Source organism: Streptomyces termitum (genome assembly GCF_014650175.1).
GTDB lineage: Bacteria > Actinomycetota > Actinomycetes > Streptomycetales > Streptomycetaceae > Streptomyces > Streptomyces termitum.
Genome location: NZ_BMUL01000012.1, coordinates 158,861 through 174,371, shown reverse-complemented (window position 1 = coordinate 174,371; position 15,511 = coordinate 158,861). Strand labels below are relative to the sequence as shown.

General features: G+C 74.2%; 13 protein-coding genes and 1 tRNA gene. 5 read left to right on the top strand and 9 right to left on the bottom strand.

Features of this window, described 5'->3' with window-relative positions:
- Positions 1-103: 103 nt before the first annotated feature.
- Both IE219_RS22635 and IE219_RS22630 read left to right on the top strand, forming a co-directional pair.
- Positions 104-1,492, top strand: a complete 1,389-nt coding sequence (locus IE219_RS22635; RefSeq protein ID WP_229849942.1) for a tetratricopeptide repeat protein — start codon at positions 104-106, stop codon at positions 1,490-1,492.
- A gap of 51 nt (positions 1,493-1,543) precedes the next feature.
- On the top strand, positions 1,544-2,554 hold the full coding sequence (locus tag IE219_RS22630) for a YdcF family protein (protein ID WP_189980358.1): 1,011 nt from the start codon (positions 1,544-1,546) through the stop codon (positions 2,552-2,554).
- Here IE219_RS22630 and IE219_RS22625 read toward each other — a convergent pair.
- Positions 2,544-4,412: an alkyl/aryl-sulfatase gene (locus IE219_RS22625; RefSeq protein ID WP_189980357.1), complete on the bottom strand. Its 1,869-nt coding sequence runs from the start codon at positions 4,410-4,412 to the stop codon at positions 2,544-2,546. The genes IE219_RS22630 and IE219_RS22625 overlap by 11 nt on opposite strands.
- A 134-nt stretch (positions 4,413-4,546) precedes the next feature.
- Here IE219_RS22625 and IE219_RS22620 point away from each other — a divergent pair, with 134 nt between their 5' ends.
- On the top strand, positions 4,547-4,828 hold the full coding sequence (locus IE219_RS22620) for a hypothetical protein (protein WP_189980356.1): 282 nt from the start codon (positions 4,547-4,549) through the stop codon (positions 4,826-4,828).
- 14 nt (positions 4,829-4,842) lie between these two features.
- Here IE219_RS22620 and IE219_RS22615 read toward each other — a convergent pair whose 3' ends face one another.
- The gene (locus IE219_RS22615; protein WP_189980544.1) at positions 4,843-5,985 is read right to left on the bottom strand and encodes a serine/threonine-protein kinase; all 1,143 of its coding nucleotides are present in this window, start codon (positions 5,983-5,985) and stop codon (positions 4,843-4,845) included.
- 311 nt (positions 5,986-6,296) lie between these two features.
- Here IE219_RS22615 and IE219_RS22610 point away from each other — a divergent pair, with 311 nt between their 5' ends.
- Positions 6,297-7,175 carry a glycosyltransferase family 2 protein gene (locus IE219_RS22610; RefSeq protein WP_189980355.1) on the top strand — a complete coding sequence of 293 codons (879 nt, stop codon included), beginning with the start codon at positions 6,297-6,299 and terminating at the stop codon, positions 7,173-7,175.
- On the opposite strand, the gene IE219_RS22605 is transcribed toward IE219_RS22610, so the two are convergent.
- From IE219_RS22605 to IE219_RS22580, 6 genes are all read right to left on the bottom strand, one after another.
- Complete coding sequence (locus IE219_RS22605) at positions 7,168-7,926, bottom strand: alpha/beta fold hydrolase (RefSeq protein ID WP_189980354.1); 759 nt, start codon at positions 7,924-7,926, stop codon at positions 7,168-7,170. The two genes, IE219_RS22610 and IE219_RS22605, sit on opposite strands and share 8 nt — an antisense overlap.
- 132 nt (positions 7,927-8,058) lie before the next feature.
- A complete protein-coding gene (locus IE219_RS22600; protein ID WP_189980353.1) occupies positions 8,059-9,576 on the bottom strand; it encodes a flotillin family protein in 1,518 nt (505 codons plus the stop codon).
- 65 nt (positions 9,577-9,641) lie between these two features.
- Complete coding sequence (locus IE219_RS22595) at positions 9,642-10,145, bottom strand: NfeD C-terminal domain-containing protein (RefSeq protein ID WP_189980352.1); 504 nt, start codon at positions 10,143-10,145, stop codon at positions 9,642-9,644.
- A gap of 125 nt (positions 10,146-10,270) precedes the next feature.
- Positions 10,271-11,338, bottom strand: coding sequence for a PucR family transcriptional regulator (locus tag IE219_RS22590; RefSeq protein WP_189980542.1), 1,068 nt, complete (start codon positions 11,336-11,338; stop codon positions 10,271-10,273).
- Positions 11,339-11,426: 88 nt separating this feature from the next.
- Positions 11,427-11,500: transfer RNA gene (locus IE219_RS22585), tRNA-Pro, on the bottom strand.
- An 83-nt stretch (positions 11,501-11,583) separates the two neighbouring features.
- A complete protein-coding gene (locus tag IE219_RS22580; protein WP_189980351.1) occupies positions 11,584-12,525 on the bottom strand; it encodes a metallophosphoesterase in 942 nt (313 codons plus the stop codon).
- A gap of 74 nt (positions 12,526-12,599) precedes the next feature.
- On the opposite strand from IE219_RS22580, the gene IE219_RS22575 reads away from it, so the two are divergent.
- Entirely contained in the window at positions 12,600-13,064 is a 465-nt protein-coding gene (locus IE219_RS22575) for a GatB/YqeY domain-containing protein (protein WP_189980350.1), read from the top strand.
- A gap of 84 nt (positions 13,065-13,148) precedes the next feature.
- Here IE219_RS22575 and IE219_RS22570 read toward each other — a convergent pair whose 3' ends face one another.
- Positions 13,149-15,392, bottom strand: coding sequence for a transglycosylase domain-containing protein (locus IE219_RS22570; RefSeq protein ID WP_189980349.1), 2,244 nt, complete (start codon positions 15,390-15,392; stop codon positions 13,149-13,151).
- Positions 15,393-15,511: the final 119 nt, after the last annotated feature.

Here is a 15,511-nt window from a genome sequence, read left to right as displayed (position 1 = left end):
GTGGCCATGAGCGCCCCGATGCGTCACAGTGGCGACACCCGGCGATCGTGTGGCGCGCGGGGAGAACGGGGACGTACGGGGGATGGGCTCGATGGGGCGAGCGGTGGGAGAGCCGCCGGAGTACGAAATGCTGTGGGGCGAGCCGGTCGGGACGGCCCAGCTCGCCGCCGCCGAGGAGGGCTACCTGGCCTGCGGGCCCGCCGAGCGCCTGCTGTGGGAGCGGCTCTCCGTCTTCGAGGGAGCCTTCGACCGGCGGGCGGTGGAGGAGGTCTGCGGTTACGGGACGCTCGCCGCCGCCGGGGTCGGCACCGTCCTGGACCGGCTCGCCCCCCGGGCGCTGCTGCCGGTGGACGACCGCTTCGACGGCGAGGAGGGCGGACCGCGCCACTGGATGCCGCACGCCATGCGGGCCGTCGGCGCCCGGCGGCTCACCGCCCGGGGCGACCGCGCGACCGTCCTGCGCCACCACCGCCGCTGGTGCGTGGGCGTCGCCCGGCGGGCCGCCGCCTGGTGGCAGCACGGCCGCCAGCTCGACGCCCGCGACCTGGCCCTGCGCGAACTGCCCGACCTGGCGGCCGCCATGGACCCCACGACGGCGCCGCTCGCGCCCGCCGAGGAGACCGGACCCGCCCTGGAGGTGGCGGTCGCCCTGTGGTTCCTGTGGGTGGCCTGCGGGCGGGGCGTCGAGGGCCGCACCCGGCTGCGGCACGCGCTCGCCCTGCACGAGGGCCCGCCGCCCGCCCGCGCGCTCTGGCTCGCCGCCTTCCTGGAGCTGGAGTCCGGACGCCCCGAGGACGCCGACCCGCTGCTCGGCCGGGCCTGGGCGGCGGCGGTACGGGACGGGGACGTGCGCTGCCTGGGGATGCTGGCCCACCTGCGCGGGGCGATCGCCCTCCACCAGGGCCGGCCCCGGGCGGCGGTGGCCGAGTTCCGCGAAGCGCTGGAACAGCTCGGCGAGGTACCCGACTTCGGCCCCACCCGGGAGGCGTGCTGGGCCTCGATCGCCCTCTGCCTGGCCCGCGCCGACCCGGACGCCGCCCGGGAGGCCCTGGAGCGGCTGGAGCGGGACGGGGCGGAGCTGCGGACCGGGGCGGCGGGCCGCGACCTGTCCGCGGACGCCTGGGCGCACCACGCGCGGGCCGAACTCCTGGTCCGGGACGGGGAGCGGGCCCGGGCCGCCGAGCACGCCCGGCGGGCGCTGCGCGAACACCTGCGCCTGGGCTCGGCGGTCGGCGCCTCCTGCGCGGCCGAACTCCTGGCCCGGCTGCGGCTGCTGGACGGCCGCCCGGACCGGGCGGCCCACCTCCTGGGCGCCGTCGACCTGCTGCGGACCTCGGTCTTCGACGCCTCCTACCGGCCGGGCCGGTTCTGCGTGCTGGCGCGGGAGCGGAGCGAGGAGGCGCTGCGCGGGCTGCTGGACGACCCGGAGCTGCGGGAGGCGTACGAGGAGGGGGCCCGGCGGGGGCTGTTCGCCCTGTCCTGGGAGCGCTGACCGGGGCCGGGGGAAGCGGTCCGGGAGCCGTACGGTGCCTACGATGGCGGCATGTTCGCCTTCGCGGTCTCCGCCTTCTTCCTCCTGCTGTTCGGAGCGGGTGTCCTGCGCGACCGGCGCCGCTTCGCGAACGCCGTCCACCTCGGCCTCGCCGTCACCTTCCTCGGCCTCGGCCTGCTGGCCGCCGTCGAGGACCTGCCGTCCGGCCTCGTCGAGTCGCTGCTCGTGCTGATCCTGCTGGTCCTCGGCCTGGGGCCGGTGGTGCTCGCCGTCCTGCTCTGCGTCAACGGCGTGAAGATGGTCCGCCGCGAGGGCCGCCGCCCGGCCAATCTGCTGTCGCTCCTCGCGGGCCTCGGCATCCTCGGGACGTTCGGCCTGACGGCCGTCGCGGTGCTCACCCGCTCCCGGGTCCTCGGCGTCGTCGCCGTCACCCTGCTCCTCGTCCTCGGCTACGTCTCCTTCCTCTTCGTCTGCTTCGTCGGGTACGCCTTCCTGTACGGGCGGATGCGGCTGCGGCGCGACGCCGGCTTCGTGGTGGTCCTGGGCTCCGGCCTGATCGGCGGCCGCCGGGTGCCGCCGCTGCTCGCGAGCCGGCTCGACCGGGGCCGGGAGGTGTACGAGCGGCTGGCCGCGCGCGGCACCGACGTGCCCCTGCTGGTGACCTCCGGCGGGCAGGGCCCGGACGAGGAGCTGCCGGAGTCCCACGCGATGGCCGACTACCTGGTGGAGCGGGGCTTCCCGGAGGACCGGATCCGCCGCGAGGACCGCTCCCGCAGCACCGAGGAGAACCTGCGGTTCAGCAAGGAGCTGATGGACGCCGAGCGGCCGGGCGCCGGCTGCGTGGTCGTCACCAACGACTTCCACGCCTTCCGGGCCGCGCTGATGGCCCGGAAGGCGGGGGTGGACGGGCAGGTGGTGGGCTCGCCGACCGCCGCGTACTACTGGCCGAGCGCCACCATCCGCGAGTTCGCGGCGGTCTTCCTGGAGTACCGGGTGGTCAACCTGACGGTCTGCGCCGGTCTGGTCGCCCTCGGCTGCCTGGGCCTGGCGGTCACGGGGTGACGACCGGGAAGCCGGGGTCCGGGGTCGTCACGTAGGAGAAGAGCCGGGCGAGGAGGGCCGGGTCGCCGTCGACGCCCACCCCCAGCTCCGCCGGGTCCCGCCCGGCGAGCAGCCCGAGCAGCCGCTCCTTGTCCAGGGTGAGGGTGAGCCCGGCGGGGGAGCGGGGCGGGCCGGACAGCTCCCGGTGGGTGAGCGCGCCCCGGCTGAGGGTGAGCCGGCGGGTGACGGCGCCCCCGGGGGCCCCGGGCCCGCCGGGGCCGTCGGTGAGGACGAGGTCGAGGGTCAGGTCGTCGTCCCAGGCCCGGGGGCCGTCGATCCGGACGGCGAGCGAGTCGATCAGCATGGGCACGGTCAGCGCCCGCGCCATCTCGGGGTTGGTCATGTCCACCACGTCGAGGACGACGCCCTCGCGCAGCTCCTGCGCGCCGCGCAGGTAGAAGTTGCGCCAGGTGGCGTTCTCGGCGCCGAAGCCGAGCCGCTCGTACACCCCGGCCAGGGTCTCCTTCGCCGCCGCGTCCTCCGGGTCGGCGAAGACGAGGTGGTTCAGCAGGGTCGCGGCGAAGCGCAGGTCGCCCTCCTCGGCGTAGCCGCGGGCCCGGGCGAGCGCGGCGGCCGGACCGCCGGCCAGGTCCACGTACCGCCGGGCGAGCGCGGCCGGGGGGTGCTCCCACAGGTGGGCGGGGTTGCCGTCGTACCAGCCGAGGTAGCGCTGGTAGACCGCCTTGCTGTTGTGGCTGAGCGAGCCGTAGTAGCCGCGCGCGTGCCACGCCTTCTCCAGGGCGGGCGGCAGCTGGATCAGCTCGGCGATCTCGGGGCCGGTGTGCCCCTCGTTGAGCAGCCGGAGGGTCTGGTCGTGCAGGTAGGCGTAGAGGTCGCGCTGCTCGCCGAGGAAGCGGACCACGGCGTCGTGGCCCCAGGTGGGCCAGTGGTGGGAGGCGAAGCCGACGTCGTACCTGCCGTGGAAGTACTCGATGGCCTCGTCGAGGTAGTGCGCCCAGATCCGGCTGTCGCGGACGACGGCGCCGCGCAGGGTGAGCACGTTGTGCATGGTGTGGGTGGCGTTCTCGGCAAGGCAGAGGGCGCGGTGGTCGGGGAAGAGGAAGTTCATCTCGGCCGGCGCCTCGGTGCCGGGGGTGAGCTGGAAGACGATCCGCACCCCGTCGACGGTCTCCTCCTGGCCGGTGCGGGTGATGTCGACGGTCGGCGGGATCAGGCTGATGGTGCCGGTGGAGCCGCCCTGGCCGAGGCCGGTGCCGATCTGGCCCCGGGGGCCCTTGGGCAGGCCCATGCCGTACATGAAGGTGGCCCGGCGGCTCATCGCGTTGCCCGCGTACACGTTCTCGCTGACGGCGTGCTCCAGGAAGCCGGCGGGGGCGAGGATCGGCACGCCCTCCTCGGCGCCGTGTGGCAGGACGCCCCGGACGCCGCCGAAGTGGTCGCCGTGCGAGTGGGTGTAGATCACGCCGGTCACCGGCCGCTCGCCCCGGTGCTCCCGGTAGAGGGCGAGCGCGGCGGCGGCGGTCTCCACCGAGATCAGCGGGTCGACGACGACCACGCCCCGCTCGCCCTCGACGAGCGTCATGTTCGACATGTCCAGGCCGCGGACCTGGTAGATCCCCTCGGTGACCTCGTACAGGCCCTGCCGGGAGCAGAGCCGGCCCTGCCGCCACAGGCCGGGGTGGGCGGTGTCGGGGCACTCCCCGTCCAGGAAGCCGTAGGCGTCGTCGTCCCAGACGGTCCGGCCGTCGGCGGCCTTCACGACGCCGGGGACCAGGGCGGCGACGAAGCCCCGGTCGGCGTCGTCGAAGTCGGTGGTGTCCTCGAAGGAGGGGAGGGTCTCGGGGCGGGGGTCGTCCATGGGGTGCCTGCTCCGTTCCGCGCGGGGCGCCGGGGGCGTACCGGTCCATCGGACCACCGGCCCGCCGGACGCGCACGCCGGGCCGGAGGCGGGGGAGGCCGGACCTTCCTACGCTGGAGGGACGGAGGTGAGCCATGAGCCGACAGCACCACTTCCACATCGACCACCGGGGCCATTCGGTCTCGGTGACGGTGGAGGCCGGGCACCGGCCCGTCGTCGTGGTCCTCGTGGACGGCAAGGAGACCGGGCGCGCGGAGACCCGGGGCGACCGGCCGGTGACGGTCCCGGTCGAGCTGCCGGCCGATCCGCCGGTGGCGGCGGCCGTGCGGGTCACCCCCGGGCCGGGCGTGCCCCGCTGCCTCCTGCTCGCCGAGGACGGCACCGACCCGCACGTCATGGCGCCCCGGCTGTACTGAGCCGGGGGCCGGGGTCAGGACAGCAGGGCCATGCCGATGAAGAGGAAGACGACGAAGGCGACGACCCCGGCGACGGCGGCGGTCTTGCGCGGGCGGCGCCGGGACAGCTCGGCGAGGGCGCCGGTGGAGCTCCCGGCCCGGTCGGCGCCCCGCCGCCGGGACGGCGCCGGGATCCCGCCGGAGCCGGGACCCGGGGAGCGCGGCGCGGCCGTCCGGGGCGCGGGCATGGCGGCGGGCGCCGTCGGGTGCGGCGCGGGCGCGGCGGGTACGGGGCGCGGTGCGGGCGCGGGGTGCGGCGCGGGCGCGGCGGGGGCCGGCATGGCGGGCGCGGCGGGCCGGGGCGCGTACTCCCGCCAGGCGCCGGAGCCGAACCAGTCCGCGATGGCCGGGGACGGCGGCCGCTGCTCGGGCTGCTTGGCGAGCAGGCTCAGCAGGTACGCCTCGAAGGCGGGCGTGAGGACCACCCCGAGCCGGCTCGGCGGGGTCGGCGCGCTGTCGATGTGCTGGTAGAGCAGGGCGGTCGCGGTGTCCGCGCGGAACGGCGGGTGCCCGGTGAGGAGCTGGTAGAGGACGCAGCCCAGGGAGTACACGTCGGAGGCGGGGGAGGCGGGCTTGCCGAGGGCCCGCTCGGGCGCCAGGTAGAGGCCGGTGCCGACGATCTGGCCGGTCGTGGTCAGCCCGGCGGACGGGTCGTCGACGAAGCGGGCGATGCCGAAGTCGGCCAGCTTGACGGTGCCGTCGGCGTCCACGAGGAGGTTGCCGGGCTTGATGTCGCGGTGGACCACGCCCTGCCGGTGGGCGGCGGCGAGCCCGGCGGCGGCGTGCGCGGCGACCACCGCGACCCGCTCGGCGGGCAGCACCAGCGGATGGGCGGGGGAGGAGCCGAGGCTGTCGCCCTCGACCAGCTCCATCACGAGGAACAGCTTCCCGTCCCAGGTGCCGAAGTCGAAGACGCCGACGACGTGCGGGTGGCTGAGCCGGGCGGCGGTCTGCGCCTCCAGGCGGAAGCGGTCGGCTCCGGCGGGGTCGGTGGACTGGGCCAGCATCAGCTTCACGGCGACGGACCGGCCGAGCACCTCGTCGGTGGCCTGCCACACCTCGCCCATGCCCCCGCGGCCGATACACCCGTGCAGCCGATATCGGTCCGCGACCAGCACCAGGAGACGCCCTTTCGACAATCGATCATTGAGACGGCAAGCCACCAGAGTAGAGCGGCCGTTCCCGGCGGAGCGCCGCGCTCCCCCCGAAGCGGAACCCCCACGCAGGCACGGACGCCCGGGAACCCCCGAAGGGTTCCGGCCACCCGGGGCGGGCGGGCCGCCGGGGACCGCCCGGGGGACGCCCCGGGGCCGCCGGGGGGCCGTCCGGGTTCCTTCCGCGTTCCCGGAGGGTGAACAATGGGTGCCGTGGGGCCGGCGGGAGCCGGCCAGGACACGAGACCCGACCCCGATCTGGAACGGAGTGGACCGTGGCGCGACCTCGCGTGGGCGTGGCGGTACTGACGATGGGCACCCGCCCCGCGGAGCTGGGCGCGCTGCTCGACTCGGTGGCGCGGCAGGACGAGCCCGCGGCCCGGGTCGTGGTGGTCGGCAACGGCACCGGCTCGCTGCCCCCGCTCCCCGACGGCGTCACCGGCGTCGAACTGCCCGAGAACCGGGGCGTCACCGGTGGCCGGAACGTGGCCATCGACACCCTCCGCTCCTTCGGCGACGTGGACGTCCTGGTCGACCTCGACGACGACGGCCTCCTCGTCGACACCGACGTCTTCCGCCGCCTGGCCGACCTGTACGAGACCGAGCCGGAGCTCGGCGTGGTCTCCTTCCGGATCGCCGACGAGCGCGGCGAGACGCAGCGCCGTCACGTCCCCCGGCTCGGCGCGAAGGACCCGATGCGGGCGGGCGAGGTCACCACCTTCCTCGGCGGCGGCCACGGCCTGTCCATGCCGATGCTGGAGCGGATCGGCGGCTGGCCGGAGGACTTCTTCTTCACGCACGAGGAGACCGACCTGGCCTGGCGGGCGCTCGACGCCGGCTGGCGGATCCGGTACCAGCCCGAGCTGCTCCTCCAGCACCCGAAGACCAGCCCGGCCCGGCACGACGTCTACTACCGGATGACCGCCCGCAACCGCGTCTGGCTCGCCAAGCGGAACCTCCCCGCCCCGCTCGTCCCCTTCTACCTGGCGGTCTGGGTGCTCCTGACGGTCGCCCGCACCCGCTCGCCGCGCGGCCTGAAGTCCTGGTTCGCCGGCTTCGGCGAGGGGCTGCGGGCCCCGGCCGGTCCGCGCCGGCCGATGCGCTGGTCGACGGTGGCGCGGATGACCCGGCTGGGCCGCCCGCCGATCATCTGACCCCGGTCTCCTCCGGGACGGGCCCGGGGAACCGCTCCAGGAACCCCGCCAGCACCTCCGCCCAGCCCTCCGGGTCCTCCCAGAACGGCAGGTGCCCGGTGTCGAGCTCGGCCGTCTCCGCGCCCGGCACGGCGGCGGCCAGGGCGCGCTGCCGGTCCGGGGCGACCAGCGGGTCCCCGCCGGTGACCACGACGAGCGCCGGCACCGCCAGCCGGGCCAGGTCCTCCCGTACGTCGATCCGCTCCGCCAGGTCCAGATGGGCCGGGGTCCCGGCGGGCGGGGCGGGCGCCAGCGCCAGCGCGGCCCGCAGCAGCCGCAGCGGGTGCCGCTCCAGGAAGCGGGGGCCCAGTCCGGTCAGCGCCAGCTGCTCGGCGAGCAGGCCGGTCAGCCCCGCCTCGTACAGCCCCCGCCAGACGGAGACGGCCAGCCGCATCCGGGCGTCGGCGCGGGCGAAGGGCGCGCACAGGGCCAGCGCCCGCACCCGCCCGGGGTGCCGGACCGCGAGCCGTACGGCCAGCGGCGCGCCGAGCGAGTAGCCGCAGACGGCGAAGGAGTCCAGCCCGGCCGCGCCGGCGGCGGCCGCGAAGCCGTCCACGACCGCGTCGGGATCGGCGCCCGGCTCGTCGGGCAGCGCGCAGGCCACGATCCGGCGGCGGTCGCCGAGCCGGGCCGTCAGCCCCCCGAAGTGCGCCTCGGCGCTCCCGCCCGCCCCGTGCACCAGCAGCACCCCGGCCGCCCCGTCCCCCGCCATGCCCCGACTCCCCCTCCACCGCGCCGACTTCGCCCCTCCTGCTTACCACGACGGGGCTTACCACGACGGGGGCGCCGGTCCGGGCGGGAGCCCGGACCGGCGCCCCCGTGCGGGACGCGTCGGCGCGTGGGGTCAGTCGGTGATCTCGACCTTGCCGTTCACCTGCGGGGCCGGCGCGGCGCCGGTCTTCGCGGTGAGGTTCCCCAGCAGGGCCGACAGGTCGACGCCCGTGGTGGAGCTGAGCAGTTCCATGCCCTGGGCGACGTTGTCCGCGACCGCGCGGGGCAGCTTGCCCGCGCCGTCGGTGGAGATGACGGTCATCTTGTCGATCGCGGACAGCGGCTCCGCGGCCTTCGCGACGACCTGCGGCAGCGCCTCGACCAGCATCTGGAGCACGGCCGCCTCGCCGTACCGCTCGAACGCGTCGGCCCGCTTCTGCATGGCCTCCGCCTCGGCGGAGCCCTTCGCGGCGATGGCGTCGGCCTCCGCCTCGCCCTCCAGCCGGACGGCCTCGGCGATCGCCGCACGGCGGGCCCGCTCGGCCTCACCGCGCTTGGCGCCCTCGATGGCCTCGGCCTCGGCCAGCGCCTGGCGGCGCTGCTTCTCGCCCTCACCGGTGAGCCGGGACCGCTCGGCCTCGGCCTCGGCCGCCGCGATGGCCGCCATCCGCTCGGCCTCGGCCTGCTTCACGCGTGCGGTGCGCTGCGCCTCGGCCTGCTGCTCCGCCTCGTACCGCTTGGCGTCGGCGGGCTTGCGGACCTCGGTGTCGAGCTGGCGGTCGGTCAGCGCGGCCTGCCGGGCGGCGACCTTCTCCTGCTCGGCCAGGATGTCCTGCTGGCGGGCCGCCTCGGCGAGCGGACCGGCGGCGTTGGCCTGGGCGGCCGCCTCGTCGGTCTGCGCCTTGATCTCGGCCTGCTTCAGGTACAGCGTCCGCTGCGCGATCGCGATCTCTTCCTCGGCCTTCAGCCGGGCCTGCTCGGCGGCCCGCCGGGCGACGGCCTCGGCGATGTCGGCCTCCTGCTTGGCGCGGGCGGCCTCCGGCCGGCCGAGGTCCTCCAGGTAGGAGCCCTCGGTGGTGATGTCCTGGATTTGGAAGGCGTCGAGGACGAGGCCCTGCCCGGAGAGGCTGGCCTCGGCCTCCTCGGCGACCTGCCCGGCGAAGGCGGCCCGGTCGCGGATGATGTCCTCGACCGACATCCGGCCGACGATGGAGCGCAGCGCGCCGGAGAGCACTTCCTGGGTGAAGCCGACGATGCCGTCCTGCTGCATCAGGAAGCGCTGGGCGGCGGCCCGGATGGAGTCCTCGGTGCCGCCGACCTTGACGATGGCGACGCCCTCCAGGTTGGCCTTCACGCCGCGCAGCGTGACGGCGCCCCGGACGGCGATCGGGATGTGCCGGCTGGACAGGTCCAGGGAGAACTTCTGCTGGACGAACGGCACGACGAAGACGCCGCCGCCGACCACGACCTTCTGGCCGCTGTTGTCCGTGTAGACGCGCCCGGTCGTCGGGTCGGTGGCCTTCTGTCCGCGCCGTCCGGTGATGATGAACGCCTCGCTCGGGCCCGCGACCTTGTAGCGGGTGACGACCGCGAGGCCGAGCAGGACGAGCAGGACGACGATCCCCACCACGGCGGTGAGTACAGGGCTCATGAAGAACCCCCCTTCGATACGGTTCTCGGTTCAGGTCTCGGCGGGGGACGGCGGGGCCGGCGCGCTCAGCGCTCGACCGGCCGCACGGTGACGGAGGTGGTGGAGAGCACCGACTCGACCCACACCTCGGTGCCGCGCGGCACCGGTGCGGCGGCCTTGGCCGCGTACTTCACGGGCTGGCCGCCGAGGTACAGCAGCACCTCGCCGTAGCCCTCCGCGGGGATGGCGGTGACCACCGAGCCGGAGCTGCCGGGCAGGTCCTCGCCGCGCGGCGCGGGAGCGGCGGTGTCGCGCATCAGCGCGCTGCCGAACTTCCAGGTCAGCCACGCCACCACGACACCCGCGACCGCTCCCGCGCCGGTGGCGACCCCCGCCCCCGTGCCGGTCGTGCCGAGCACCAGCGCCCCCGTGAAGCCGAGCGCGGACACGAAACCGGCGATCACCGGCAGCGACAGGAACCCGTCCAGCCCCCCGAAGCCCCCGAAGAGTCCTTCCAGGACACCGTCGAAGACCAGGCTCAGGACGAGCAGCAGCAGACCGACGATGCCGAGACCGAGAAACAACTCCATGGCCCCACTCCTTCGGCTGCCGCGTTCCTGTCCGCCGTCCCGCTCACCCTCTCATCCCGGAGGCTCCCAGGACACTGCCGGGCCCCGGCAATCTTTATGCGCCCTTAATGCCGCCCCGGCCCGACTCAGAGATCGTTTTCCGGCCAGCCCAGCAGCCGGGCCCCGATCGCCGCCGTCTGGAGCGTGTACCGCTGGGTCGGGTCCCCGGGGTCCGAGCCGGTCAGCCGGTGGATCCGGTCCAGCCGGTAGGTGACCGCCCGCACGCTCAGCGAGAGCCGCCGGGCCGCCTCGGTGGTGACGCAGCCCGCGTCGAAGTACGCGTGCAGGGTGTCGAGCAGCGGCTGCGCCCCGCCCCGGGCGCCGGCCAGCGGCCCGAGGACGGTGCCGACCAGGTCCGCCATGGCCTGCCGGTCCCGCGCGAGCACCGGGTAGACCAGCAGGTCGGCGGCGTACAGCACCGGCCCGTCCAGCCCGATCCGCTCCGCCAGGTCGAGCGCGCCCAGCGCCTCCTCGTAGGAGTGGACGACCCCGCCGGCGCCCGGGTGCGCCCGGCCGACCGCGATCAGGGTGTCGTCGACGGCGGCGGCGTACGTGTGCTTGGCGAAGTGCGCGAGCACCTCCGGCTCGTCGCCGGGGGCCACGCAGATCAGCCGCCCGTCCTTGGTGGTGAGCAGGATCCGCCGGGTGCCGAACCGGGCGATCAGCGAGGACTCCACGCTCCGCGACACCGCGTACCCGTCGCCGAACGGCTCCGCGCCCTGCGCCACCGCCACCGCGTGGCTGTGCGAGAGCAGCAGCCCGAACCGCTCGGCCCGCTCCGCGAGCCGCCCCAGATCGCTCCGCCCGTACAGCAGGTCGTCGACGAACTCCCGCCGCGCCGCCTCCTCCTGCCGCACCGCCAGCTTCTGCGCCCGCTCGTGCCCCTCGGCGAAGGCGTCGACCGCCTGCTCGACGGCGCCCAGGAACAGGTCGGGGTCGGTCCCCCGGGGCAGCCCGGCCCGCACCTCCCGCGCCGCCGCCAGGTGCGCCCGCACCAGCAGCCGCAGCCCGAGCCCCGCGTCGGCGGCCCGCTCGCCGCGCCCCCGCAGCCCCTCCAGCTCCTCGCGGCTCAGCCGCCGGCCGGTCGCGCACACCCCGGTCAGGATCGCCGCGTACCCGTCGAGGTACTCCTCCGTCGCCCGCCGCCCCGTCACGGTCACCCGCCCCCCGGCTCGTCCTGGAAACCACTCAGGGGCCCGACCCGCTCTCGCGGATCAGGCCCCTGGAGGGTCTTGCTGGCTGTCGGGGTGGCGGGATTTGAACCCACGACCTCTTCGTCCCGAACGAAGCGCGCTGCCAAGCTGCGCTACACCCCGATGTCGCTGCTCTGATCTTCTCGTCGCGGCGACATCGATTACTTTAGCCCACCCGCGGCCAGAGACGAAATCCGGTTCTCGGGTCAGGCCGGGCGGGCCGTCAGCGTGAGCAGGGTGGCCTCGGGCGGGCAGGCGAAGCGGACCGGGGTGTAGCGGTTGGTGCCGCAGCCGGCCGAGACGTGCAGGTAGGAGGTGTGGCCGCCGGCGGTGTGGGTGGAGAGGCCCTTCACCCGGTCGGGGTCGATGTCGCAGTTGGTGACGAGGGCGCCGTAGAAGGGGACGCACAGCTGGCCGCCGTGGGTGTGCCCGGCGAGGAGCAGCTCGTAGCCGTCGGCGGCGAAGGCGTCGAGGACGCGCAGGTACGGGGCGTGGACGACGCCCAGGGAGAAGTCGGCGGAGGCGTCGGGGCCGCCGGCCACCCGCTCGTACCGGTCCCGCTTGATGTGCGGGTCGTCGAGGCCGGTGAAGGCCAGGTCGGCCTGGGGCAGCTTGAGCCGGCCGCGGGTGTTGGTGAGGTCCACCCAGCCGGCCGCGTCGAAGGCGTCCTTGATCCCTTCCCAGGGGTTGTGGACGGCGCCGACGACCGGCGCGTTGCCGTTGAGCCCGTGCCGGCCCTGGACCTTCTCCACCAGGTAGCGGCCGGGGTTGCGGAAGCGGGGGCCGTAGTAGTCGTTGGAGCCGAAGACGTACACGCCGGGGAAGTCCATCAGGGGGCCCAGCGCGTCGAGCAGCTCCGGCACGGCCTCGGTGTCGGAGAGGTTGTCGCCGGTGTTGACGACGAAGTCGGGGCGGAGCCCGGCGAGCCGCTGGAGCCAGGCGCGCTTCTTGCGCTGCCCGCACACCATGTGGATGTCGGAGACCTGGAGGACCCGCAGGTCGTCCATGCCCGGGGGCAGGACGGGGACGGTGACCCGGCGGAGCCGGAACGAGCGGGCCTCGAAGCCCGCCGCGTAGACCAGTCCGGCCGCGGCCGTCGCCGCGACGCCTGCCGTGACGGTGAGGGGGAGTCGGTACCGAGCGCGCATCCTCCCATCGTTCCAGACGCCCGGACGGGAAATGGACGGGCGGGGGGCGTGGGGGACCTGCGACACTGGGCGTCATGACCACGTTCAAGGCCAGGCTTCAGGACGACCTCAACGCCGCGATCCGGGAGCGCGACGAACTGCGCTCCTCGACCCTGCGGCTGACCCTCGCCGCGATCACGAAGGAGGAGGTCGCGGGCAAGACCAAGCGCGAGCTCTCCGACGACGAGGTGCAGAAGGTGATCGCCAAGGAGGCGAAGAAGCGGCGCGAGGCCGCGGACGCCTTCGAGCAGGGCGGTCGCCCCGAGTCCGCCGCGCGGGAGCGCTCCGAGGGCGAGCTCCTCGACGCGTACCTGCCGAAGCAGCTCTCCGACGACGAGCTGGAGACGATCGTCGCCGCCGCCGTCGCGGAGGCGACCGGCGCGGGCGCCGAGGGCCCGCGCGCGATGGGCGCCGTCATGAAGATCGTGAACCCGAAGGTCGCCGGGCTGGCCGAGGGCGGCCGCGTCGCCGCCATGGTGAAGAAGCTGCTCGCGGGCTGACCGCCCGGCGCACGACGAAGGGGCGCCCCCGCCGGATTCCTCTGGCGGGGGCGCCCCTATTCTCCGTGCGGTGCGCGGGGTCCGTCAGTGGTTGCCGCCGCGTCCGCCCCGGTTGTTCCCGTCACCGGTGCCGGGGAAGGAGGGGAAGCCGGGGAAGGGGTTCTCCGGCTGCCGGCCGCCGGGCTTGGCGTCGTCGCGGCCCTTGTCCTTCTCCTTGTCCTTGTCCTTGTCCTTCTCCGGGTCCTCCTTCGGCTTCTCCGCGCCGCGGGGTACGTCGACGGCGACGAAGGACGGGGTGTCGGAGCCGAGGGCGCCGGTCATCGCGATCCGCCAGATCGGGCCGGGGAGGCAGCCGCCGCAGACCTTGTCGTAGTACTGGCCGCCGATGGTGAGGCGGTACATCTCCTTGCGCTCGCCGACGTCGTCGCCGACCCAGACCGCGGTGGAGAGGGTCGGGGTGTAGCCGACGAACCAGGCGTCCTTGCGGCCTTCGGTGGTACCCGTCTTGCCCGCGTTGTCGCGGTCGCTGAGGCCGGCCTTCGTACCGGTGCCGTCCTCGACCACGCCCTTCAGCATCTGGTTGATGGTGTCGGCGGTGTGGTCGGACATCGCCCGGGTGCACTTGGTCTGCGGCACGTTCAGCTTCTCGCCGTTGGCCGTCTTGATGGACTCGATGGCGACCGGCACGCAGTAGATGCCGCGGTTGGCGAAGGTCGCGTAGACGGCGGCCATGTCGAGCGGGGTGCTCTCCACACTGCCGAGGGTGACGGACGGGCTCTGCACGATCGACTTGCCGAGCTCGCGCTCGTAGCCGACCTTCTTCGCCATCGTCAGCGTCTCGCAGAGGCCGGCCATCTGCTCCAGCTTGGCGAAGTAGGTGTTGATGGACTTGCCGAGGGCGCTCGTCATGTCGTACGCCCCCTTCTCCGACTCGACCTCGTTCTGCACCGACCAGGCGTCGTTGCCGGCGGGCCGGCCGTCGCAGCGCGTGAACTCGTTCTCCTTCATGGAGATCTTCCACGGCGTGTCGAAGGTCTGCGAGGGGCTCAGCCCCTTCTCCAGGGCCGCGGCGGCGGTGATCGGCTTGAAGGTCGAGCCGACCGGGAAGCCGTACGTGGTGCCGCCCATCTTGCTGCCCACGGAGAGGTTCAGGGTGGTCTGGAACTGCTTCTGGTCCAGGCCGTACGGACGGGACTGGCCCATCGACACGATCTTGCCGGTGCCGGGCTGGACCTGCACGACGGCGGTGGCGACCGGGTCGTCCTTGTTCACCTTGGCGACCGCGGCCCGGTTGGCGGCGCGCTGCGCCTTCGGGTCGAGCGTGGTGCGGATGGTGAGGCCGCCGAGGTTCCAGACCTTCTGCCGCTCCTCGGACGTCTTGCCGAAGACGGGGTTGCTCAGGATCGTCTTGCGGACGTAGTCGCAGAAGAAGCCGGCGCCGGCGACGGCGGTGATGCAGCCGTTCTTCGGCGTCTTCACCTTCAGCTTGATCTTGGTGGCCTTGGTCTTGTCGGCCTCCGCCTGGCTGATGTCGCCGACGTCCACCATCCGCTGGAGGACCACGTTGCGCCGCTTGGTGGCCTCTTCGATGTCGTTGATGGGGTCGTAGCGGCTGGGCGACTGCACCAGGCCGGCCATCATCGCGGACTCGCCCAGGTCGAGCTTGGCGGCGGGCTTGGAGAAGTAGCGCTGGGCGGCGGCCTCGATGCCGTACGCCTGCTGCCCGAAGAACGTGATGTTGAGGTAGTTCTCCAGGATCTTCTTCTTGCCCAGCTCCTCCTCGACCTGGATCGCGTACTTCAGCTCGCGGACCTTGCGGCCGATCGTCTGCTGGGTGGCCTGGGCGACCTTCTCCGGGTCGTCACCGGCCTCCTCGACGAAGACGTTCTTCACGTACTGCTGGGTGAGGGTGGAGGCGCCCTCGGAGACGCCGCCGGACTGCGCGTTCTTGTTGATCGCGCGCAGCACGCCCTTGAGGTCGATCGCGCCGTGCTCGTAGAAGCGCCCGTCCTCGATCGCGACGAGGGCCTTCTGCACGTACGGCGACATCTTCTCCAGCGGCACCACCTTGCGGTCCCGGGAGTAGACGGTCGCGATCACGCCGCCCTCGGAGTCCAGGATGGTGGTGCGCTGACTGAGCGGAGGGGTCTTCAGGTTGGAGGGGATCTCGTCGAACCCCTCGACGGTTCCCTTCGCCGCCAGACCCAGTGCGCCGGCCGCGGGCAGGGCGATGCCCGCCAGCACGGCTCCGGAGAGCACACTGACACCGAGGAATTTGGCGGCCTGCTGGGTCCCGGTCAGACCACCGCCCGAGCGCTTCTTTGCCATGGGGGCAGCCTAATCCGTACTCCTGAGCGTTCCGCCGGAGCGGGGGCCTCTCGGAGGGTTCGCGTACCAGACCGTGACATCCGGCGAGGTCGGACGGGGCCGGAGGGCGTACGGAGGGG

Excerpts from the sequence above, each read along its gene's own strand:
- IE219_RS22630 (WP_189980358.1), top strand. The coding sequence starts at position 1,544 with ATGTTCGCCTTCGCGGTCTCCGCCTTCTTCCTCCTGCTGTTCGGAGCG.
- IE219_RS22625 (WP_189980357.1), bottom strand. The coding sequence starts at position 4,412 with ATGGACGACCCCCGCCCCGAGACCCTCCCCTCCTTCGAGGACACCACC.
- IE219_RS22620 (WP_189980356.1), top strand. The coding sequence starts at position 4,547 with ATGAGCCGACAGCACCACTTCCACATCGACCACCGGGGCCATTCGGTC.
- IE219_RS22605 (WP_189980354.1), bottom strand. The coding sequence starts at position 7,926 with ATGGCGGGGGACGGGGCGGCCGGGGTGCTGCTGGTGCACGGGGCGGGC.
- IE219_RS22600 (WP_189980353.1), bottom strand. The coding sequence starts at position 9,576 with ATGAGCCCTGTACTCACCGCCGTGGTGGGGATCGTCGTCCTGCTCGTC.
- IE219_RS22595 (WP_189980352.1), bottom strand. The coding sequence starts at position 10,145 with ATGGAGTTGTTTCTCGGTCTCGGCATCGTCGGTCTGCTGCTGCTCGTC.
- IE219_RS22580 (WP_189980351.1), bottom strand. The coding sequence starts at position 12,525 with ATGCGCGCTCGGTACCGACTCCCCCTCACCGTCACGGCAGGCGTCGCG.
- IE219_RS22575 (WP_189980350.1), top strand. The coding sequence starts at position 12,600 with ATGACCACGTTCAAGGCCAGGCTTCAGGACGACCTCAACGCCGCGATC.
- IE219_RS22570 (WP_189980349.1), bottom strand. The coding sequence starts at position 15,392 with ATGGCAAAGAAGCGCTCGGGCGGTGGTCTGACCGGGACCCAGCAGGCC.